21 protein-coding genes are annotated in these 20,800 nt (G+C 68.7%); 9 read left to right on the top strand and 12 right to left on the bottom strand.

Going from position 1 to position 20,800, the window contains the following annotated elements:
• Positions 1 to 6: 6 nt before the first annotated feature.
• The 3 genes from C265_RS14665 (at position 7) to C265_RS14675 (ending at position 2,731) form a co-directional block, all read left to right on the top strand.
• Entirely contained in the window at positions 7 to 786 is a 780-nt protein-coding gene (locus tag C265_RS14665) for an oxepin-CoA hydrolase, alternative type (protein ID WP_010809082.1), read from the top strand.
• A gap of 82 nt (positions 787 to 868) precedes the next feature.
• Positions 869 to 1,594 (top strand): histidine phosphatase family protein, encoded by a 726-nt coding sequence (locus tag C265_RS14670; RefSeq protein ID WP_010809083.1) that lies wholly within the window; start codon positions 869 to 871, stop codon positions 1,592 to 1,594.
• A 60-nt stretch (positions 1,595 to 1,654) separates the two neighbouring features.
• Positions 1,655 to 2,731 carry a phosphotransferase gene (locus tag C265_RS14675; RefSeq protein ID WP_010809084.1) on the top strand — a complete coding sequence of 359 codons (1,077 nt, stop codon included), beginning with the start codon at positions 1,655 to 1,657 and terminating at the stop codon, positions 2,729 to 2,731.
• 69 nt (positions 2,732 to 2,800) lie between these two features.
• Here C265_RS14675 and ggt read toward each other — a convergent pair whose 3' ends face one another.
• Positions 2,801 to 4,681, bottom strand: a complete 1,881-nt coding sequence (ggt, locus tag C265_RS14680) for a gamma-glutamyltransferase (protein WP_037024366.1) — start codon at positions 4,679 to 4,681, stop codon at positions 2,801 to 2,803.
• A 204-nt stretch (positions 4,682 to 4,885) separates the two neighbouring features.
• Here ggt and C265_RS14685 point away from each other — a divergent pair, with 204 nt between their 5' ends.
• The 3 genes from C265_RS14685 (at position 4,886) to C265_RS14695 (ending at position 8,500) form a co-directional block, all read left to right on the top strand.
• The gene (locus C265_RS14685) at positions 4,886 to 6,586 is read left to right on the top strand and encodes a VWA domain-containing protein (protein ID WP_010809086.1); all 1,701 of its coding nucleotides are present in this window, start codon (positions 4,886 to 4,888) and stop codon (positions 6,584 to 6,586) included.
• Between the two features lie 79 nt (positions 6,587 to 6,665).
• Positions 6,666 to 7,289 (top strand): RNA polymerase sigma factor, encoded by a 624-nt coding sequence (locus tag C265_RS14690; protein WP_010809087.1) that lies wholly within the window; start codon positions 6,666 to 6,668, stop codon positions 7,287 to 7,289.
• The gene (locus C265_RS14695; RefSeq protein WP_010809088.1) at positions 7,286 to 8,500 is read left to right on the top strand and encodes a hypothetical protein; all 1,215 of its coding nucleotides are present in this window, start codon (positions 7,286 to 7,288) and stop codon (positions 8,498 to 8,500) included. Before C265_RS14690 ends, C265_RS14695 begins: the two co-directional genes overlap by 4 nt.
• 27 nt (positions 8,501 to 8,527) lie before the next feature.
• Here C265_RS14695 and C265_RS14700 read toward each other — a convergent pair whose 3' ends face one another.
• Entirely contained in the window at positions 8,528 to 9,697 is a 1,170-nt protein-coding gene (locus C265_RS14700) for a CAP domain-containing protein (RefSeq protein WP_037024367.1), read from the bottom strand.
• 264 nt (positions 9,698 to 9,961) lie between these two features.
• On the bottom strand, positions 9,962 to 10,900 hold the full coding sequence (locus C265_RS14705) for a LysR family transcriptional regulator (RefSeq protein WP_010809090.1): 939 nt from the start codon (positions 10,898 to 10,900) through the stop codon (positions 9,962 to 9,964).
• A gap of 189 nt (positions 10,901 to 11,089) precedes the next feature.
• Between C265_RS14705 and C265_RS14710 the strand changes: the two genes are divergently transcribed.
• Both C265_RS14710 and C265_RS14715 read left to right on the top strand, forming a co-directional pair.
• Positions 11,090 to 12,352 carry an acyl-CoA dehydrogenase family protein gene (locus C265_RS14710; RefSeq protein ID WP_010809091.1) on the top strand — a complete coding sequence of 421 codons (1,263 nt, stop codon included), beginning with the start codon at positions 11,090 to 11,092 and terminating at the stop codon, positions 12,350 to 12,352.
• 157 nt (positions 12,353 to 12,509) lie between these two features.
• Positions 12,510 to 13,202: a glutathione binding-like protein gene (locus C265_RS14715; protein WP_010809092.1), complete on the top strand. Its 693-nt coding sequence runs from the start codon at positions 12,510 to 12,512 to the stop codon at positions 13,200 to 13,202.
• Between the two features lie 50 nt (positions 13,203 to 13,252).
• Here C265_RS14715 and C265_RS14720 read toward each other — a convergent pair whose 3' ends face one another.
• The gene (locus C265_RS14720) at positions 13,253 to 14,095 is read right to left on the bottom strand and encodes a hypothetical protein (protein ID WP_010809093.1); all 843 of its coding nucleotides are present in this window, start codon (positions 14,093 to 14,095) and stop codon (positions 13,253 to 13,255) included.
• 265 nt (positions 14,096 to 14,360) lie between these two features.
• Between C265_RS14720 and C265_RS14725 the strand changes: the two genes are divergently transcribed.
• Positions 14,361 to 14,801, top strand: coding sequence for a helix-turn-helix domain-containing protein (locus tag C265_RS14725; RefSeq protein ID WP_011614870.1), 441 nt, complete (start codon positions 14,361 to 14,363; stop codon positions 14,799 to 14,801).
• Here C265_RS14725 and ureG read toward each other — a convergent pair.
• From ureG to C265_RS14765, 8 genes are all read right to left on the bottom strand, one after another.
• Entirely contained in the window at positions 14,798 to 15,427 is a 630-nt protein-coding gene (gene ureG / locus C265_RS14730) for an urease accessory protein UreG (protein ID WP_010809095.1), read from the bottom strand. The two genes, C265_RS14725 and ureG, sit on opposite strands and share 4 nt — an antisense overlap.
• A 14-nt stretch (positions 15,428 to 15,441) precedes the next feature.
• The gene (locus C265_RS14735; RefSeq protein WP_010809096.1) at positions 15,442 to 16,134 is read right to left on the bottom strand and encodes an urease accessory protein UreF; all 693 of its coding nucleotides are present in this window, start codon (positions 16,132 to 16,134) and stop codon (positions 15,442 to 15,444) included.
• Positions 16,135 to 16,255: 121 nt separating this feature from the next.
• A complete protein-coding gene (gene ureE, locus C265_RS14740; protein ID WP_010809097.1) occupies positions 16,256 to 16,822 on the bottom strand; it encodes an urease accessory protein UreE in 567 nt (188 codons plus the stop codon).
• 29 nt (positions 16,823 to 16,851) lie between these two features.
• Positions 16,852 to 18,570 (bottom strand): urease subunit alpha, encoded by a 1,719-nt coding sequence (gene ureC, locus C265_RS14745; protein ID WP_305367557.1) that lies wholly within the window; start codon positions 18,568 to 18,570, stop codon positions 16,852 to 16,854.
• The gene (locus C265_RS14750; RefSeq protein WP_010809099.1) at positions 18,567 to 18,872 is read right to left on the bottom strand and encodes an urease subunit beta; all 306 of its coding nucleotides are present in this window, start codon (positions 18,870 to 18,872) and stop codon (positions 18,567 to 18,569) included. The genes ureC and C265_RS14750 overlap by 4 nt, the downstream gene beginning before the upstream one ends.
• Positions 18,873 to 18,883: 11 nt before the next feature.
• Positions 18,884 to 19,495 (bottom strand): HupE/UreJ family protein, encoded by a 612-nt coding sequence (locus C265_RS14755; protein ID WP_010809100.1) that lies wholly within the window; start codon positions 19,493 to 19,495, stop codon positions 18,884 to 18,886.
• 60 nt (positions 19,496 to 19,555) lie between these two features.
• Positions 19,556 to 19,858 (bottom strand): urease subunit gamma, encoded by a 303-nt coding sequence (locus tag C265_RS14760; RefSeq protein ID WP_010809101.1) that lies wholly within the window; start codon positions 19,856 to 19,858, stop codon positions 19,556 to 19,558.
• A 44-nt stretch (positions 19,859 to 19,902) separates the two neighbouring features.
• Positions 19,903 to 20,772, bottom strand: a complete 870-nt coding sequence (locus C265_RS14765) for an urease accessory protein UreD (protein WP_010809102.1) — start codon at positions 20,770 to 20,772, stop codon at positions 19,903 to 19,905.
• Positions 20,773 to 20,800: the final 28 nt, after the last annotated feature.

Genomic DNA, 20,800 nt, shown 5'->3' on the forward strand with positions numbered 1-20,800 from the left:
ACGCCCATGCCCGCACAGTTGCTTTCCCACCGCGTCGATTCGACCCTGGTGCTGACCATCTCGAACCCCGAGGCACGCAATGCGCTGCACCCGGACATCTACGCGGCCTCGCAGCAGGCGCTGGATCAGGCCGCCGCCGATGACTCGGTGCGCGCGGTCATCATCACCGGCGCCGACGGCATTTTCTGCGCCGGCGGCAACCTGAACCGGCTGCTCGGCAACCGCAGCCAGCCGCAGGAGGTGCAGGCCGCCAGCATCGCCCTGCTGAACGGCTGGGTCGAGTCGCTGCACGCCTTTCCCAAGCCGATCATCGCGGCAGTGGAAGGCGCGGCCGCGGGCGCGGGCTTTTCGGTGGTGCTGGCGTGCGATTTCGTGGTGGCGGCCAGCAATGCCAAGTTCGTGATGGCCTATGTCTCCGTGGGGCTCACGCCCGACGGCGGCGGCTCGTATGAGATCGCACGCGCGCTGCCGCGCCCGCTGGCCAGCGAGCTGATGATGGAAGGCAAACCGGTGGACGCGGCGCGGCTGGCGCAGTTCGGGCTGGTCAACCGCGTCACCGAGCCGGGCCAGGCCCTGGACGAGGCCCTGCGCCTGGCCGCTGGCCTTGCCCGCCAGTCGCCGCACGCCGTGGGCCGCATCAAGGCCCTGATCAACCACGCAGCCACCGCATCGCGCGCCGAACACCTGCTGGCCGAGCGCGACAGCTTCGTCGCCGCGCTGCACCACCCCGACGGCGGCGAAGGCATCAGCGCCTTCCTGGAAAAGCGCAAGCCGCAGTACCTCTGAAGCCGGGCGCCGGACGCCTGGCTTTACCCGAACGGCCAGCCCGCGACAGACGGGCATGCCGCACAATGCAAGGAGACAACGCATGGAACTGCCGCCGCCCTCGCGTCGCCGCATCTACCTGATGCGGCATGGTGCCGTTTCATATTTCGACGAGGCCGGGCGCCCTGCCCTGCCCGAGATGGTGCCGCTGAACGAGACCGGTCGCATGCAGGCGACCGCCGCCGGCCGCGCCTTTGCCGCCGAACAGATCCGCTTCGACCGCGTCATCGTCAGCGGACTGCCGCGCACGGTGGAGACCGCGGAGCGCGTGCTGGCCGAGCTGCCGGAGATGGACGGCATCGTGCCTGAAGTCTGGCCCGCGCTGCAGGAGATCCGCGGCGGCGACCTGTCCGCGATTGCCGACCAGGACCTGCGCGACGCCTTCGTCGGCGCCTTCGAAGGCGAAGTCCCGGAAGACAAGCGCTTCCTCAACGGCGAGACCATCGGCCAGTTCCTCGACCGCGTGCTGCCCGCGCTGGAGCGCCTGCGCGCCGATCCCGACTGGGACACCGCGCTGATGGTGCTGCACGGCGGCACCAACCGCGCCATCCTGTCGCAGGCCATCACCTGCGGGCGGCGCGTGTTCTTCGGCTCGCTGCTGCAGACCGCGGGCTGCATCAATGTGCTCGACATGGGCGACGGCCCGCTCGACTGGGTGGTGCGCATGACCAACTACTCGCCGCCCACGCCCGTGCACAGCGGCACGCGCCACACCACCATGGAAGTGCTGCTGCACCAGTATTTGCGCGGACGCCAGCCGCAGGGCTGAGCGCGCCGCGGACTTGATCGAATCCCAACCGATACCGAACAGAAAACCAACGGAGACAGCATGACCAGCAACGTATCGCACTTCGAGGGCACGCGCCCGGTGGCGGACCAGCAGCGCTTCGACACCGACGCGCTGGAAGCCTGGATGCGCCAGCACGTGGAGGGCTTTGCCGGCCCGCTGACCGTGGAGCAGTTCAAGGGCGGCCAGTCCAACCCGACCTTCAAGCTGGTCACGCCGGGCCAGACCTACGTGATGCGCGCCAAGCCCGGCCCCAAGAGCAAGCTGCTGCCTTCGGCGCACGCGATCGAGCGCGAATACCGCGTGATGGCCGCGCTGGCCGGCAGCGACGTGCCGGTGGCGCGCATGTACGCGCTGTGCGAGGACGAGTCCGTGATCGGCCGCGCCTTCTACATCATGGAGTTCGTCGCCGGCCGCGTGCTGTGGGACCAGTCGCTGCCGGGCATGAGCACCGCCGAGCGCAGCGCCATCTACGACGAGATGAACCGCGTCATCGCCGCGCTGCACACGGTCGACTACAACGCCATCGGCCTGGGCGACTACGGCAAGCCCGGCAACTACTTCCAGCGCCAGATCGAGCGCTGGACCAAGCAGTACAAGCTGTCCGAGACCGAATCGATCCCGTCGATGGACGCGCTGATGGACTGGCTGCCGCAGCATATCCCGCAGGAAGACGCCGACCTGACCTCGATCGTGCACGGCGACTACCGGCTGGACAACCTGATGTTCCACCCGACCGAGCCGCGCGTGCTGGCGGTGCTGGACTGGGAACTGTCCACGCTGGGCCACCCGATGGCCGACTTCAGCTATCACTGCATGAGCTGGCATATCGCCCCGGGCCAGTTCCGCGGCATTGCCGGCGTTGACTTCGCCGCGCTGGGCATCCCCGACGAAGCCAGCTACCGCCGCCTGTACGAGCAGCGCACCGGCCGCCCGATCACGGGCGACTGGAACTTCTATCTGGCCTTCAGCATGTTCCGCATCGCCGGCATCCTGCAGGGGATCATGAAGCGCGTGGTGGACGGCACCGCGTCGTCGGCGCAGGCGCTGGACGCAGGCAAGCGCGCGCGGCCGATGGCGGAGATGGGGTGGCAGTACGCACAGAAGGCGAAGGGCTGACGCGGCAACTGCTGCAGCAAAAGAAGACGGGCGCCGAGGCGCCCGTTTTTCATCTGCATCGCGCGACGCTCAATCCCCCAGCGCCACCCCTTCCCGCCGCGGGTCCGCACCACCGGCCCACACCACCTTGCCGTCAGGCCCCTGCTTGCGCATGATCGCCTGCGTGCCGCTGGTCATCTCGATCTCGGCCACCTGGTGGCCGCGCTGCTGCAGTGCCTGCACCAGGCCCGGCGAGACCAGCCCCTTCTCCACCTCGGTCGGGCCGTTGCGGCTGCCGAAGTTGCCCATGCCGATGGCGGCCTGCACGTCCATGTTCCAGTCCAGCATGCCGACCAGGGTCTTGGACACATACTCGATGATCTGCGAGCCGCCCGGCGAACCGACCGTGGCGACCAGCTGGCCGCTCTCGCGGTCGAACACCAGCGTCGGCGCCATCGACGAGCGCGGGCGCTTGCCCGGCTGCACGCGGTTGGCCACCGGCTTGCCGTTCTCGCTCGGCACGAAGGAGAAATCGGTCAGCTGGTTGTTCAGCATGAAGCCGCGCACCATCAGATGGGAGCCGAAGTACGACTCGATCGTGGTGGTCATTGAAATCGCCCCGCCGCGGCCATCGACCGCAACGATCTGCGAGGTGGAGACGCGCGGCGGTGAACGGTCGGGCGCGTAGGCCATCGCCGTGCCCGGCGGCACCCCCGGCTGGGCCTTGCCCATGCTCTTGTCGCCGATCAGCTCCGCGCGCGTGGCAAGGTAGGACGGGCTGACCAGGCCGGTCACGTTGACTGGCACGAAGTCGGCATCGGCCACGTACAGGCCACGGTCGGCGTAGGCCAGGCGGTCGGCTTCGGAGATCGCGTGGACCGCGTCGGGATTGGCCTCCATCACCGCCGGCGTATTCACGCCCTGCGGCTTGAGCGCGGCCAGCGCGTACTTGGGATTCTTGGTCTCGAGCGCCTGCAACGTGCCCAGGATCTGCGCGATGGCGATGCCGCCCGACGACGGCGGCGGCATGCCGCAGATCTTCCAGCGCTTGTAGTCGGTACAGACCGGCACGCGCTGCTTGGCCCGGTAGCTGCCCAGGTCAGCCAGCGACAGCGAGCCGGCATTGCTGCCGCCGTTGACCTTGGCGACGATATCGCGCGCGATCGGCCCGTTGTAGAGCACGCCGGCACCGCGCCGGGCGACATCGCGCAGGGTCTGCGCCAGCTTCGGGTTCTTCAGCACCGTGCCGGCCGGCTTGGGCTTGCCCTGTGCATCCAGGAAGTACGCGGCCATCTCCGGCGAATTGGCCAGGAACTTGTCGGCAGCCACCTGCGTGTACAGCCGCTGCGAGATCGGGAAGCCCTTCTCGGCCAGGTCGATGGCGGGCTGGAACAGCTTGGCCCACGGCAGGCGGCCGTGCTTCTGGTGTGCCATTTCCAGCGCGCGCATCACGCCGGGCGTGCCGACGGAGCGTCCCCCGATCTGGGCCTCGCTGAACTCCATGGGCTTGCCGTCGGGGCGCAGGAACAGGTTTTCGGTGGCGCCGGCAGGGGCGGTCTCGCGGCCGTCGAAGGCCTGAACGTTCTTGCCGTCCCAGTACATGATGAAGGCACCGCCGCCGATGCCGGTGGCCTGCGGCTCGACCAGCGTCAGCACGGCCTGCATCGCGATGGCGGCGTCGATGGCCGAGCCGCCCTGGCGCAGGATGGCGCGCCCGGCCTCGCTCGCCAACGGGTTGGCCGCGGCAGCCATGTGGCGCTGCGCGTAGACGGTGGACATGCCCGGGCGATACCCGGAGGCAACTTCCGGGGCCGGCGGCATCGCGGCAGGCGGTGTCGTGGCCGACGGCGCGGCCGGTGCTGCGGGCGCGGCGGTCCCTCCGCCCTGGGTACCACAAGCACCGAGCAGCGCAGTCAGGGCAAGGGCCAGCGCGCCGCGCCACGCCATCGAAGAGAGGTCAGGGTGAGCCATGCGATATCTCCTGGGGAAGGATCAAACGATTGTAGTGGCGATCGGAGCATCCTGGGGCAAGAAAGTCTGACTGCCGCCACATGAGGGAGCCACATGCAGTTGCAAAAAAATTCTCCCGGCTTAACCCCGACCTCTCGCCAGCACCGTTTCATCGACAGGCCGTCATGACCGAGAACCCGCCCCGCGGCCGCTCAGGAGAACAATATGCAACTTCGCGCACCGGCCATCATTTCCAGTTTTGCCGCCGCTCTGGTGTTGTCGGCTTGCGGCGGGCATTCGCCGTCGCTTCCCCCGGAAGTGGCCCAGCCTGTGCCGCCGCCCGCGGCCCCGGCGCCCACGCACGACCACGCCGCCAAGGCTGGCCAGGTGGCACCCGCCATGGAAATGCACGCCATCGCCCCGCGCGCCCCGCTGGCGATGCCCTACCACCTTCCACCGCCGGTACCAGCCGAGCGCGAACGCTACGGCGCCATCGAGGAAAACGGCGTCAGGCTGGTGGCGCAGGCGCCGGTATCCACCTTCAGCATCGATGTCGATACCGGCAGCTACAGCAATATGCGCCGCATGCTCAATGCCGGACGCATGCCGCCGGCCGATGCGGTGCGCGTGGAAGAGTTGCTGAACTACTTCCCCTATGACTATGCCCAGCCCGCCGACGGCCGTCCGTTCGCCGTGCATGCCGCGCTGGCGCCCGCGCCCTGGCACCCGGCCAATGTGCTGCTGCGCATCGGCATCAAGGGCAAGGACATGGCCAGCGCCGCGCTGCCGCCCGCCAACCTGGTATTCCTGGTGGATGTGTCGGGATCGATGAATTCGCCGGGCAAGCTGCTGCTGCTGAAGTCCTCGCTCAAGCTGCTGGTGAACAAGCTGCGGCCGCAGGACCGCATCACGCTGGTCACCTATGCCAGCGGCACGCGCGTGGCGCTGCCACCCACGCCGGGCAGCGACAAGACCGCCATCAGCGCCGCCATCGACCAGCTCGTGGCCGGGGGCAGCACCGCCGGCGCCAGCGGCATCGCGCTGGCCTATCAGGCCGCGCAGCAGAGCTTTATCGCCGGCGGCATCAACCGCGTGCTGCTGGCCACCGACGGCGACTTCAATGTGGGCGTGACCGACTTCCGGCAACTCAAGAGCATGGTGGAAGAGAAACGCAAGTCGGGCGTATCGCTGTCCACGCTCGGTTTCGGCACCGGCAACTACAACGAGCAGCTGATGGAGCAGCTGGCCGATGCCGGCGACGGCGCCTATTCGTATATCGACAACCTGATGGAAGGCAACAAGGTGCTGGTCAGCGAGATCAGCTCGACCCTGGCCACCATCGCGCGCGACGTGAAGATCCAGGTGGAATTCAATCCGGCCACGGTGAAGGAGTATCGCCTGATCGGCTATGAGAACCGCATGCTGGCGCGCGAGGACTTCAACAACGACAAGGTCGATGCCGGCGATATCGGCGCGGGCCACACCGTGACGGCGCTGTATGAGCTGACGCTGGCCGGCCAGGCCGGGCTGGTCGATCCGCTGCGCTACCAGCCGGCCGCACCCGCGCCGGGGCGCGACGGCGAGCTCGCGCACATCAAGCTGCGCTACAAGCTGCCTGCCGCCGGCACCAGCCAGTTGATGGACATCACCGTCGTGCGGCAGGCCATCCGTCCGCTGGCGCAAGGCGATGACGACTTCCGCTTTGCCGCGGCGGTGGCCGGTTTCGGTCAGGTGCTGCGCGGCGGCAAGTTCACCGGCGACTGGCGCTACGCCGATGCCCACGCGCTGGCCCAGGGCGCCCGCGGGACCGACCGCTTTGGCTATCGGGGCGAGTTCCTCAAGCTGGTGGACCTGGCACAGAGCCTGGCCACGGCCAGTCCGGCCGGCGCTACCAGCGGCGGGCCGGCCGAGCGTGCGGCACGCTGACACCAGCCCGGGCCGCGAGCCGGCGCAAGGCGGCGCGGCGGACTGTCGCGCCGCCTTGCGCTCTCCTATACTCCGGCGCATGCAGGCACCCGACCCCGTCCCTTCCGCCGCGCCCGGCGCCGCGTTGTCCGCGCTGCCCGACCATGACCTGATGCTGCTGGTGGCGGGCGGCATCATCGAGCAGCCCGTCACCGAGCTGTTCCGCCGCCATAACGCCGGCCTCTACAACTACGTGGCCTGGCTGTGCCAGGGCAACCGCGGCGAAGCGGAAGACATCGCGCAGAAGACCTGGGTCAAGCTGATGACCCGCTGCGGCGACTACCAGCCGGACGCGGCGTTCCGCACCTTCCTGTTCCAGATTGCGCGCAATACCTGGCTCGACCAGGTGCGCAGCGCCGATGCGCGCCAGCGCGAAGCGCTGGACGACCAGCCAGCGGAGATGCCGGCCGACGACCTGTCGCCGGAAGCGGAGCTGCAGTTGCGCCAGCACGCGCACCACGTGCATCGCGCGCTGCTGCAGCTGCCCGTCGCCCAGCGCGAGGTGGTGGTGCTGCGCTTCTTCAGCGACATGAGCGTCGAAGAGATTGCGCAGATGCTCGGCGAGAAGTTCGAGACGGTGAGGAGCCGGCTGCGCTATGCGTTTGCGCGCCTGCGCGCAAACCTGGCCGGCAGCGTGCCGGGCTCGCAGGAGACGCCGTCGTGAACGCGGCCAACCGCTTTATCGACGGCAAGGACCGGCTTTCGGCGCTGCTGCGGGAGCTGCCCGCTTACGCGCCGTCCGCTGCGCTGGCGGAGTCGGTGCACGCGGCCGCACGTGCGGCACAACAGGAGGAGGATCGCCAGCGGGCCGGCGCGGCGGTCCTGCCCTTCGCCGCGCCGCCAACGCTGGCCATGGCGGTGCAGGAAGAAGCCGCGCGCCTGCAGGCGGCGCAGGCCGCGCGACGCGATGCGCTGCTTGCACGCGTGGCGTCAGGCGAGCCCGCAGCGGAGATCCTGGGTGCCCCGGTCGGTGCCGCTGCCAGCGCGTGGCTGCAGGCACAGGCAGCTGAGGCGGCAACACCACGGGCCACAGGGACCGCAACGCAATCCATGGCAGCGCGCGCCGCGCGCGCGCGGCGGTGGTGGCGCTCGCTCGGGCTAGTGGCCAGCGTCGCGGCAGTGGCCGGGCTGACCACCAGCATCGTGCTGCGGCAGATCGATGATGGCGCACTGCTGCCGGCGTCGGCGCCTGAACAGGTGTCCGCCCCGGCCGCTGCACCCGCCGCAGAGATGGCGGCAGCGCCCGCACCGCAAGCTGCGGCGGAGCCCGGGACGGCCACGCCGGCAAATCCGCCGCCAGCCGCGAAGGCTGCCCCGGCCCCGCAGCGGGAAGAGCGGCCTGCCCCGGCGCACGCCGGGCAGCGCAGCCGCGCGTCGGCAACGGCCGGGGGCACGGCGCCACGCGAGGCCGCCACGCAAGCACCGCCGCAAGCGACCGAAAGCTTGTCCGCCCAGGCGCCGGCCGTGGCCGCCGCACCGGCCGCTCCCGCGTATCCGGCCATGGCAGAAGCAGTCCCGCAGCCGGCAATGCCGGCACCCGCGGCACCGCCGGCGGCCGCGCCGCGGGCAGATTTTGCACGCAAGGCAGGGCCACCGATGGCGGCCGCGCGCGCCCCTGCGGCGCACACCGCATCCAGCATGGTCGTGTCGATCCAGGACGACCCCGCCGCCACGGCTGCGCGCATGCCGGCGGCGGCATCGGTCACGCTGCTGGCGGCCGAACCGGACAGTGAGGCAATCAGGGAATGGGCAGGACGGCTCTGGCAGTCGATGCCGGCGGCGCAACGCCCGCCGGTGCCATTTGCCGTGCAGGCCGACCGCACGCTGGCCCCAGGCCAGGTGCGCATCGAACTGCGGCACGGCGCGCCGCAATGAGCGCGCCGGTGTTCTGGCGAGTGCGGGTCAGCGTGTGGTGAACGACCAGCTCAGGTCCACCGGCTGCGAACCCAGCCGGCCGGTAACCCTCACGCTGTAGCGCTGCTGGCTGGCCAGCGGCGCCACCGGCGTGCAGATCGCCAGGCCGCGTGCGGCGCTGGAGAGGCCCGACGAACGGCTGTCGACCTTGAGGCAGCTCACATTGTTGCCTTGCGCGTCGGTGATGACGAAGTTGTCGGCATCGAACTGCAGCGAGGTGTTGATGGCCTGCAGCGAAACCGGATAGCCCACGGTCTTGCCCTCATAGCCTGGGGCGGGGTTGGGGCTTTCGGTGTTGACCCAGCTGGCCGGCACGTCGGCCTGGCCGTTGTACGGGTAGGCCACCATCTGGCTGTCGCTGCCGCCCTTCGATGCATCGGCCAGGTCGATGGTCTGGTAGTAGCTGGCCGAGGTGCCGCTGCCATCAGGGCCCACGCGCTCGGCAAAGCCGCTGCCGGCCGAGCCGTAGCTGCCCAGCAGCGCGGCGCGGTGGAACGGCGCGTTGACTAGGTCCGACACCAGCGCGTCCTTGGGCGACATCGACAGCTGCGCATTGGCAACCGAAGTCCAGCGGTTGGCACCGGCCACGACTTCCGCGGTGGCATTGGTCGGATAGGCGGCCTGGATGCGCTCGTTGGGCGTGGCGCCGGTATAGCCCGGCTTGCCGCTGGTCTCGTCGTGCGTCAGCGTGGCGTTGGCCAGCATGTAGGCAGTGTGGTTCTGCGCCACGGTATTGAGCGGATCGCGTGCCGCCAGCGGCGGCAGGCCCACCTGCTCGCGCCGATAGTTGGCGTAGCACAGGCCGGCGGTGCGCGGCTCTTCCAGCACGCGGTAATTGCTGACTGCACTGCCGCGCGCCGGCAGCAGCGAGACGCCGCCGCCCGCCGCGGGTGCCGGCGCCGTGCCGCTGACGGTATAGCAGGCACCTGCGGTGGATGGCGTGGTCGAGCCAGAGCCGGACGGCGCGCTGGCCTGCCCGTTCGCTTGCGATGCGTTCGACGAAGTACCGCCGCCGCCATCGCCATCGCCACCACCGCCGCCACATGCGGACAGTGCCAGCGCCGCAGCAGCGCAAAGGGTGGTCAGGGCGAGCGTGGTGCGCCGCGCGCGTCGCGGCGGCATGGGTTGGTGATCAGCAAGCAAGCGTTTCCCGGTCATCGTTCTGAATCGTCGTGGTCATCGGAGGAAGGAACCTGCCCCGGGGGATCCGCAGGCGCGGACAGCCGGCGCGGCAACCATCGCCAGCACCGTGTGGACACGGGCTCGCGGCGGCGGCGCCGGGGGCAGAAAGACCGGACGATGGTATGGGCGCGGACCGGCAGGGTCTAGCCCATGAACAATTCCTTACGTGTGACCCGCGCGCGCCGCACCGGGGCGCCGCGGGGATCGCTTGCGGTGCCCGCCGTGCGGGCGCGAGGGCACTTAGCTGGCGGCGGCCACGTCGGCCATGCCGGTGCCGAGCGCGGCCATCACCGCCATCAGCTGCTCGCGCAGCCAGCGGTTGGCACCGTCGTTTTCGCCGCCCGCATGCCAGTACAGGTGCAGTTCCAGCGACGGCACCTTGAACGGCAGCGACAGCAGGCGGTTGGCATAGGGCTCATTGGCGATGCGCGCATAGCGCAGCGGCAGCGTGGCCAGCAGGTCGGTGCAGCTGACCACGCGGCACGCGGCCGCGTAGTGCTGGCAACGCAGGCGCACGCGCCGCGTCAGGCCCATGCGATGCAGGGCCTGGTCTTCCAGCCCGGCGCCGCGGCGGCGCGACGACACGTGCACATGCTCGGCCGCGAGGTAGCGCTCAAGCGTCAGTTCCTTCTTCACCAGCGGATGGTCGCGCCGCGCCAGCACCACCATCGGATCGGCCATGAACGGCGCGTGGTGGATGGCGGGCGAGACCGGCAGCAGGATGTCCAGCGCGGCGTCCAGCGTGCCGGCCAGCAGCTCGGATTCCATCTCGCGGCGGTCGAAGCGGATCGCGGCAATCTCCACCTGCGGCGCCATTGCCGTGACACGCGCCATCAGCGGCGGCAGCAGCGTGGATTCCAGCGCGTCGCGCATGCCGATAGTGAAACGCCGCACGGTATTGGTGGGATCGAAGTGCGGCGTATCCTGCAGCGTGCGCGCGAACGATTGCAGCGCGCTGCGCACCTCGGCGGCCAGCGAGCGCGCCAGCGGCGTGGGCGCCATGCCCTGCCCGCGCCGCTCGAACAGCGGGTCGTCGAACAGCGTGCGCAGCCGGCCCAGCGCATGGCTGACCGCGGGCTGCGTCAGGTTGAGCTGGCGCGCGGCCGCGGTGATGCTGCCTTCGCTGTAGATGGCGTCGAACACCACGAAGAGATTCAGGTCGATGCGGGAGAGCTGCATGCCGGGGATTCTGTCACGGAATGCAGGGAATTGATACTGGCAAATCCAGAAAATTCATTTTTCTTATTACCAGCTTTCAGATAGAGTGCATTCCATCGGCCCATGCCGCACTGATGCCGAGGCCTGCCGAGGCCAACGAGGCGCCGCCGCCCACCCCGGCATCCACTGATTCCGTAGCGAGGAGACCACATGGATTTCGAATACAGCCCGAAGGTCAAGGAAATGCAGGCCAAGCTGCTGGCCTTCTTCGACCAGCACATCTACCCGAACGAAAAGCGTTTCGCCGCGGAGATCGACGCCAACCGCCGCGCCGGCAACGCCTGGGTGCCGACCAAGGTGATCGAGGAGCTGAAGCCGCTGGCACGCGCGGCCGGCCTGTGGAACCTGTTCCTGCCGCGCTCGCCGCGCGCCCCGCAGGGCCTGTCGAACCTGGAATACGCCACGCTGTGCGAAATCATGGGCCGGGTGCCCTGGTCGGCCGAGGTCTTCAACTGCGCGGCCCCCGACACCGGCAACATGGAGACGCTGGAGCGCTATGCCTCCGAGGAACTGAAGGACAAGTGGCTCGAGCCGCTGCTGGCCGGCGAGATCCGCTCGGCCTTCCTGATGACCGAGCCGGCCGTGGCCTCGTCGGACGCGACCAATATCGAATGCCGCATCGAGCGCGACGGCGACCACTATGTGATCAACGGCACCAAGTGGTGGTCGTCGGGCGCGGGCGACCCCCGCTGCAAGGTCTACATCGTGATGGGCAAGACCAATCCCGACGCCGGCCGCCATGAGCAGCAGTCGATGATCGTGGTGCCGGCCGATACCCCGGGCATCACCATCAAGCGCTTCCTGCCGGTGTTCGGCTACGACGACGCGCCGCACGGCCATATGGAGATCGAGCTGAAGAACGTGCGCGTGCCGGCCTCGAACATCCTGCTGGGCGAAGGCCGCGGCTTCGAGATCGCGCAGGGCCGCCTGGGCCCGGGCCGCATCCACCACTGCATGCGCAGCATCGGCGTGGCCGAGCGCGCGCTGGAACTGATGTGCAAGCGCGCGCTGTCGCGCGTAGCCTTCGGCAAGCCGGTGTCCAGCCAGGGCGTGACGCAGGAACGCATCGCCGAAGCCCGCTGCGAGATCGAGATGGCGCGCCTGCTGACGCTCAAGGCCGCGTACATGATGGACACCGTGGGCAACAAGGTGGCCAAGGCCGAGATCGCCATGATCAAGGTGATCGCCCCCAACGTGGCGCTGAAGGTGATCGACTGGGCCATCCAGGTCCATGGCGCCGCCGGCGTCTCCAGCGACTTCCCGCTGGCCAACTGGTGGGCGCACCAGCGCACGCTGCGCCTGGCCGACGGCCCGGACGAGGTGCACCGCAACGCCATCGCCAAGCTGGAGCTGGCCAAGCACATGAACCTGAACCCGGACGACATCAGGATGCCGGTGGCACGCGGGTTCTGACCGCCTGGCAACGCCGCGGGGCTTCGGCCCTGCCGGCAGTATGGAAAACGCGCAGCCAGTCTGCGCGTTTTTTTCTTCTGTGCTTAAATCGCCCGGTTCGCCACGTCGGTGGTTGATGTGGCCATCCCCAACGATCGCATCCAGGAGATCTTTTGCGATGATCGACGTCTACACCTGGGCCACGCCCAACGGCCACAAAGTCCACATCATGCTGGAAGAATGCGGCCTGGAGTACAAGGTCCATCCGATCAACATCGGCGCCGGCGACCAGTTCGGCGAGGACTTCCTGAAGATCAGCCCCAACAACAAGATCCCGGCCATCGTCGACCCCGACGGCCCGGACGGCAAGCCGATCTCGCTGTTCGAATCGGGCGCCATCCTGCTCTACCTGGCCGGCAAGACCGGCAAGTTCCTGCCCGAGGACGTGCGCGGCAAGTACGAGGCGCTGCAGTGGCTGATGTTCCAGATGGGCGGCGTGGGCCCGATGCTGGGCCAGGCGCACCACTTCCGCATGTACGCGCCCGAGAAGATCGAGTACGCGGTCAACCGCTACACCAACGAGGCCAGGCGCCTGTACGGCGTGATCGACACGCAGTTGTCAAAGCACGCCTGCCTGGCCGGCGAGCAGTACACCATCGCCGACATCGCCACCTTCCCGTGGCTGCGCAGCTGGCAGAACCAGGGCGTGGACCTGGACGACTACCCGAACCTGAAGCGCTGGTTCAACGAGATCGCCGAGCGCCCCGCGGTCAAGCGCGGCGTGGAAGTGCTGGCCAGCGCGCGCAAGGCGCTGCAGGACGACAAGGCGCGCGAGGTCCTGTTCGGCGCCACGCAATACAAGCGGCACTGAGCACGGCACTGCCGCGGCCGGGGCGCTGGCCCCGGCTGACCCGCCTGGCATCAGGTCGGCGCCGGCGCGTGGCACGCAATCGCATACCCGTCCGCGCGCCGTCCGCCGCGCGCCGCAACACCAATCTCGACGTCATCGCCCGGCCCGAAGCAGCACAGCAGGCCGGTGCCCGGCAACAGCACGTCGAGCCGGCATGACTCGTGCGGGTCCGGCGCGTAGAGCGTGCCGGGCTGCAGGAAGGCCATGTCCCCACCGGCCCGCACCAGCGCGCCATGCCAATGCAGGCCGATGGCGCCGCGGTAGCACAGCGCCCAGCGCAGCCCGCGCGCCTGCAGCCGCTGCGCCCAGTCATCGCCCGACTGGTCCAGCTGGATGAACTCCGGCCGCATGCCCTGCTCCGGCTGCGGGCCCTCGGCCCGCACCACCTCTGCCGGCAACACGTGCATGCCCGCCACCCCCTCGGCGCCATTGGCCCCGACCGCGGCAATGCCGCCCAGCGCGCAGTGCCACCCCGCAGGCAGCGCCACCGGCCGCGATGCATCGGCCGGCCCTTGCGGCACGGTGCGCACCAGGATGGTGTCGACCATCGCCTGCACCTGCATCGGTACGCCTGGCGCCGGCGCAAACAGCTCGCCGCCGCCCATCAGCAGGCAGCCGCGCCCGGGCGACCACAGCCGCAGGCCCCCGCGCAGGCAGCCCCACCATTCATGGCGGTCCGCGGCAAATTCAGCCTGGGTCTCGCCGGCGCAGAGAAAGACGTAGTCGCAGGTGCTGCCGAGGCCGGCTGCAGCGGCAAGCAAGCGTGACTGGAACCCGGGAATGAAGTCCGACGGCGCGTGGCGGTCGGCATGGAGGGCGCGCATCCGCGCCTCGAACAGCGTGAAGATCTGCATGGCAATCCCCCTGCAGGGCGACAGGCCGCAAGGCGGCTGTCCGCGCAGTGCGGCGCACGCATGACAGCGTTGCGCGCAGCATTGCGCAGTGGCCCGTTTGGCTCGGCCATGCAGGCCGTCCGGTTGATGCCATCGTGTCGCGCCATTTTGCCTGGCGCACCCCTCAATTTGCGGGTCGGACACCGATAGTGAGGAAGAGGATAAGTTGTCGTGGCCTCAAGGTCAAACCCTTAGCCTCAGACCACTCCGAACCTTTCACGACCCCATGACTTCTCGAAATCTCAGACTATTCGGATTGCATCTTGCCTGGCTACGCAAGCAGCGGGGCTGGTCCCAGGAAACCCTGTCGCTTGAGAGCGGGCTGTCGCGCTCATACCTGAGCGGCATCGAAAGCGGCAAGCGCAACCTGGCGCTCGCCAACATCTGCAGGCTGGCCGAGACGCTCGCCGTGCCAACCCCGGAGATGCTCGACTTCAGCCGCCATGACGCCAGCCAGCTGCAGGTGGAACAATCGCGCGCGCCCTTCGGCAACCGCCAGCGCGCGGCGATCGAGGCCACCGTGCGCCATATGGCGGAGCTGACCGAGCCCGAGCTGAACCTGGTGGCCGCGGTGGCGCGGGCGCTGGCGGGCAAGGGCAGCTTCCGCCCGTCGCTGACTCACGCCACCAACGCCGCATCCGATGCCAAGGGCGACAGCGCAGACTAGACGCCCAGCATGCCCTGCCGTTCGATAAAGCGGATCACCTCGTCCAGGCCCTGCCCGGACTTGACGCTGCCCATCACGAACGGCCGGGCGCCGCGCATCTTGCGCGCATCGCTCTCCATCACTTCCAGCGATGCCCCGACGTATGGCGCCAGGTCCGTCTTGTTGATCACCAGCAAGTCGGACTTGGTAATGCCCGGCCCACCCTTTCTCGGAATCTTCTCACCGCCGGCTACGTCGATGACGTAGATCGTCAAATCAGAAAGTTCTGGGCTGAAGGTGGCAGCGAGGTTGTCGCCGCCGGACTCGATGAAGACCACGTCAGCATCCGGGAAGCGCGCCAGCATGCGGTCCACCGCCTCCAGGTTAATCGAGGCGTCCTCGCGGATCGCGGTGTGCGGACATCCGCCCGTTTCCACGCCCATGATGCGTTCCGCCGGCAACGCGCCGGAGACCGTCAGGAGACGCTGGTCTTCCTTCGTGTAGATGTCGTTGGTGATGGCAACCAGGTCGTAGCGGTCGCGCATCGCCTTGCACAGCATTTCCAGCAGCGTGGTCTTGCCGGAGCCAACCGGGCCGCCGACGCCGACGCGCAGCGGAGGGTTCTTCTTGGTACGGGCCTGGGTCATGGTGCGATATGGGTTCAGGATCGGAACAGCCGGGAGTACTGCGTTTCGTGGCGCGCGGAAAGCAGGCCCAGCATCGGGGAAAAGGTGGAAAGTTGCGGCGGCGTGGTGTCGGCGCGGCGCGTGGCTTCATCGACTGTGTCGAGCACCGCGCAGTGCAGGCGCCGCAGCATGTGCTGCCCCGCCACCTGGCCCAGCGGCACCGCCTTGATCGCCGCGGCGACCTGGTTCTCGGCCCAGTTGAAGCAATAGGCAGCGAGGCCGTCGCGCGCCTCGACCTGCAGCGCCACGCATGCCGCAGTGAACGCAGTCGGCAGGCACACCGGCGACAGCGCCGCCAGCGTCTCGCGCAGCACGGGCGCGCCCCACTCCATCTGCGCAATCAGCCTGGACAGCGACCAGCCCATCTGCTCGGTCTCAAGCCGCAACTCGGAAGTCTCGCGCGTGGCGCGGAACCAGTCGTTCCATGTCCGCACCTGCGCGGCATCGCCCGCTTTCCAGCAGCGATGCAGCAGCAGCCACAGCGGCGCTTCGCATTGCGCCTGCACATGCAGCAGGTTGTCGCGGATCCATCGTTCTGCGCTTGCCGCATCGTGCACGCTGCCACAATCGATCGCAGCTTCCAGGCCTTGCGAATAGCTGAAGCCGCCGATTGGCAGCGATGGCGATGCGAGGTGCAGCAGTGAGATCAACTGGTGGAGTTGCGTCATGGCGCGGACTCCGGTTCAGCGATGGCTTGCTCCCCTCTCCCGCAAGCGGGAGAGGGGAGTATCGGCGAGTTCAGTTCTTCATCGGTTGGCATGGTCCGGCACCCACCTTGCAGGGCAAAATTCAGTGCTTATGTCCACACTTCTCGTCATGCACGTGATCGTGCGAGTGCCCATGATGCTCATGAAACACCGCCTGCGCCGCCGCATAGTCCTCCGCAAACGTCGCATCGTGCCCATGCTTGTGCCCGCCGCCATAAGCCCCGGCCTCCGGCTCGAACGGCAGCTCGGCACGTTCGGCGCGCACGCCCAGCCGTTGCAGCATGTCCGCCAGCACCGCGTCATATTCCAGCCGCAGGTAGTCGCGCCCGATCTCCACCGGCGTATGGCGATTGCCGAGGTGATAGGCCGCGCGCATCAGCGCATGCGGGTCTTCCGCACGCACTTCCAGCACCGCCTCGGCAGCGGCCTGCACTTCCACGAAGCTGCCGTCTTCGGCCACCAACAGGTCGCCGCCGCGCAGCACGGTGCCGCGCGCCAGGAACAGCGCGGCTTCGTCGCCGTTGTCGAGCACCGCGCGCAGGCGGCTCTTGCTGCGTTCGGCGAAGGGCAGGACCAGCTTGGGCGCACGGCGCACCAGCACGGGCGCGATGCCGTGCGGGGCGCTCAGGAGTTTGTCGATCTTCAGCATGGGCGGTGCGGGGCGCGGGCCCCGGCCAGTCAGAACAGGAAATAGCGCTGCGCCATGGGCAGCTCGGTGGCGGGCTCGCAGGTCAGCAACTGGCCGTCAGCAACGACCTGGTAGGTCTCCGGATCGACCGTGACATGCGGTTGCCAGTCATTGTGCACCATGTCGCGCTTGCTTACCGTGCGCGTGCCGCGCACCGCCGACAGCGTCTTGGCCAGTCCGTAGCGCTCGCCGATGCCGGCCGCCAGCGCCGCCTGCGACACAAAGGTCAGCGACGAACGGTGCAGCGCCCCGCCGGCCGAAGCAAACATCGGCCGGTAGTGCACCGGCTGCGGCGTCGGGATCGACGCATTGGGATCGCCCATCGCGGCCGCGGCAATCATGCCGCCCTTCAGGATCAGGCTGGGCTTGACGCCGAAGAACGCCGGACGCCACAACACCAGGTCGGCCCACTTGCCGACTTCAACCGAGCCCACCTCATGAGCGATGCCATGCGTCAGCGCCGGGTTGATGGTGTACTTGGCGACATAGCGCTTGACGCGGAAGTTGTCGTGCCCGCCGCGCGCATCGTTGGGATCGCCCGGCAGCTTGCCGCGCTGCAGCGCCATCTTGTGCGCGGTCTGCCAGGTGCGGATGATGACCTCGCCGACGCGCCCCATCGCCTGCGAGTCGCTGGAGATCATCGAGAACGCGCCCAGGTCATGCAGGATGTCTTCGGCGGCAATGGTCTCGCGGCGGATGCGGCTTTCGGCAAAGGCGATGTCCTCGGCAATCGACGGGTCCAGGTGGTGGCACACCATCAGCATGTCGAGGTGCTCGTCCAGCGTGTTGACCGTGTACGGGCGCGTCGGGTTGGTCGACGACGGCAGCACGTTGGCCTCGCCGCACACCTTGATGATATCGGGCGCATGGCCGCCGCCCGCGCCTTCGGTGTGGTACGTATGGATGGTGCGGCCCTTGAACGCGGCGATGGTCGCTTCAACGAAGCCGGCTTCGTTGAGCGTGTCGGTATGGATCGCCACCTGGGTATCGGTCGCGTCCGCCACCGACAGGCAGGTGTCGATCGCCGCCGGCGTGGTGCCCCAGTCCTCGTGCAGCTTCAGGCCGATGGCGCCCGCTTCCACCTGCTCCAGGAGCGGCCCCTGCTGGCTGGCGTTGCCCTTGCCCAGCAGGCCGATATTCATCGGGTAGGCATCGGCTGCCTGCAGCATGCGCTCCATGTACCACGGCCCCGGCGTCACGGTGGTGGCAAAGGTGCCGGTGGCCGGCCCGGTGCCGCCGCCGATCATGGTGGTGACGCCGCTCATCAGCGCCTCTTCGATCTGCTGCGGGCAAATGAAGTGGATATGGCTGTCGATGCCGCCTGCGGTGACGATCATGCCCTCGCCCGCGATCACCTCGGTGCCTGGCCCGACCACGATGGTGACGCCCGGCTGGATATCCGGATTGCCGGCCTTGCCGATCGCCGCGATGCGCCCGCCCTTCAGGCCGATATCGGCCTTGACGATGCCCCAGTGGTCAACGATCAGCGCATTGGTGATGACGGTGTCGACGCAATCGCTGGCCATGCGCTGGCTCTGCCCCATGCCGTCACGGATCACCTTGCCGCCGCCGAACTTCACTTCCTCGCCATAGATGGTGAAGTCTTTCTCGACTTCGATGATGAGCCCGGTATCGGCCAGCCGCAGGCGGTCGCCGGTGGTCGGGCCGAACATCTCGGCATAGGCCTGCCTGGAGATCTTTGCCATCACAGCGCTCCCATGAGCTTGCCGTTGAAGCCATAGACGATGCGGTCGCCGTCCAGCGCCACCAGTTCCACCGTGCGCGTCTGACCGGGCTCGAAGCGCACCGCGGTGCCGGCGGCAATATTCAGCCGGAAGCCGCGCGCGGTTTCGCGGTCAAAGGCCAGCGCCGCATTGGTCTCGTAGAAATGGAAGTGCGAGCCGACCTGGATCGGCCGGTCGCCGGTATTGGCCACCGTCACGCTGACCGTGGCGCGGCCGGCATTCAGTTCGATCTCGCCGTCGGCGGGCATCAGTTCACCGGGGATCATGGCGATTCTCCTCAGGCCACCAGCAGGCTGGCGCCATACAGCGCCACGCCGGCACCTGCCGCGCGGGCCAGCCAGCCGGCATGGCGGCGCAGCAACGTGCCGGCGCCGATGCCCAGCAGGTGCAGCGCCATGGTGGCGGCCGCAAACCCGCCTACGTATGCGAGTACCGCAGGCAGCGCGCCCGCAGTGGCGGGCAGTTCGGCCCCGTGGGCGTAGCCGTGGAAGATGGCAAAGCCGCCGACCAGCAGCGTACCGGCCCACGCCGGCAGCTTCGCGCGCAGCGCCAGCAGCAACCCGATCACCAGCAACGAGGCCGCGATCATCGGTTCGACTGCGGGCAGCGCCACACCGGACAGGCCGATTGCAGCCCCCACCAGCATCAGCGCCACGAAGGCCAGCGGCAGGCGCAGGGTGTCGGCGGCCGAGCGGGCAATCAATGCGCTCCACACGCCCACCGCCGCCATCGCCAGCAAATGGTCGGCACCGGTGAAGGGGTGCGCCAGGCCGGCCCACAGGCTGGCGCTGACGGTGGCGGCATCGTGGCCGGGATGCGCCAGCGCGGCGCCGGCGGCAACGGTCAGGGAAGTGCCCAGGGCAAGGCGCAGGCAGGCGGTACGGTTCATGTCGGCTCTCGGGTTGGTCTTGTTATCGCGGTCCAGAATCGGAATCGGAATCGGTCATGTTCAGACAATGGGATGGTGGACGGTCACCAGCTTGGTGCCATCCGGAAAGGTGGCCTCCACCTGGATCTCGGGGATCATCTCGGCCACGCCGTCCATCACGTCCTCGCGGCCCAGCACGGTGGTGCCCTCATGCATCAGCTCGGCCACGGTGCGGCCATCGCGCGCGCCTTCCATGATGGCGGCGGTGATCAGCGCCACCGCTTCCGGGTAGTTCAGCTTCAGCCCGCGTGCCTTGCGCCGCTCGGCCAGCAGCGCGGCGGTGAAGATCAGCAGCTTGTCTTTCTCTCGCGGCGTCAGTTCCATCTCTTGTTCCTGGTTTCTTGTGTTCGGTTGTCTCTGTTGGCGGCCTACGTGGCCCACAGCCGCAGCGGCCGCGCTGCGACACCGTGGATCGGCATGCGCAGCGCCTGCCAGCTGTCGACCATGACGTGGCGCACGGCTTCCATCTGCCGGCCCAGCACGCGCAGCAGCAGCATCGACTGGCCGTTGGCGGCCAGGCAAGTCACGCCGGCGCGCAGCTCCGGCGTATAAGGCAGCTGCTCGGCCAGGGCTTCGGCCAGTTCCTGCGTCGCGCCCTCGCCTACCGCCCACAGCGTGCCCAGCACATTGAGTCCATCGAGGCCGGCCACCGCGGTGCGCAGCGGCGACTCGGCTTCAAGATGCGATTGCTCGATCCACAACGCGCGTTCGCCCGTGCCGATGCGGGTATCCAGCCACAGCGCGCCGCGGGTCCACTGCTCGCCGGATGCCTGCCGGCCCAGCACCACCGCATCCCAGCCGATCGCGCTGCCGCCGGGCGCGACGTCGAGCACGGTCGAAATCCGCGCACGGGCGTCGTCGAAGACGATGTTCTCCTGCGGCAGCCAGTCCAGCCGCGCGCCTGCGCCCACCGTCAGGCGCACATGCTGCGCCGCCTCGCGGCCGAGCGACTTGTACCACTTGGTGGCACCCGGCGTGGCCAGCACGGCGTGCGCGCCAGCCTCGACCGTCACGTCGATATCCAGGCTGTCGCCGCCTGCCACGCCAGCCGGCGGATGCAGGATCACCGCGTGGCAGATGCCGCCTTCCGGGTACAGCGGCTTCTGTACCAGCAGCGGCCCCTGGTGGCGCCGCTCGGTCAGCGCGGTGCGTTCGCCGCGCTGCGCAAAGCGCAGCCGCAGGATGGCCTGCCATGCGGCGGGCACGGTGAGCGATGAAGGAAGATCGGGATGGCGCATGGCAAGGACAGCCGGCGGAGGCGCGCGC

Origin of the sequence: Cupriavidus sp. GA3-3 (assembly GCF_000389805.1) — a bacterium.
Lineage (GTDB): Bacteria > Pseudomonadota > Gammaproteobacteria > Burkholderiales > Burkholderiaceae > Cupriavidus > Cupriavidus necator_D.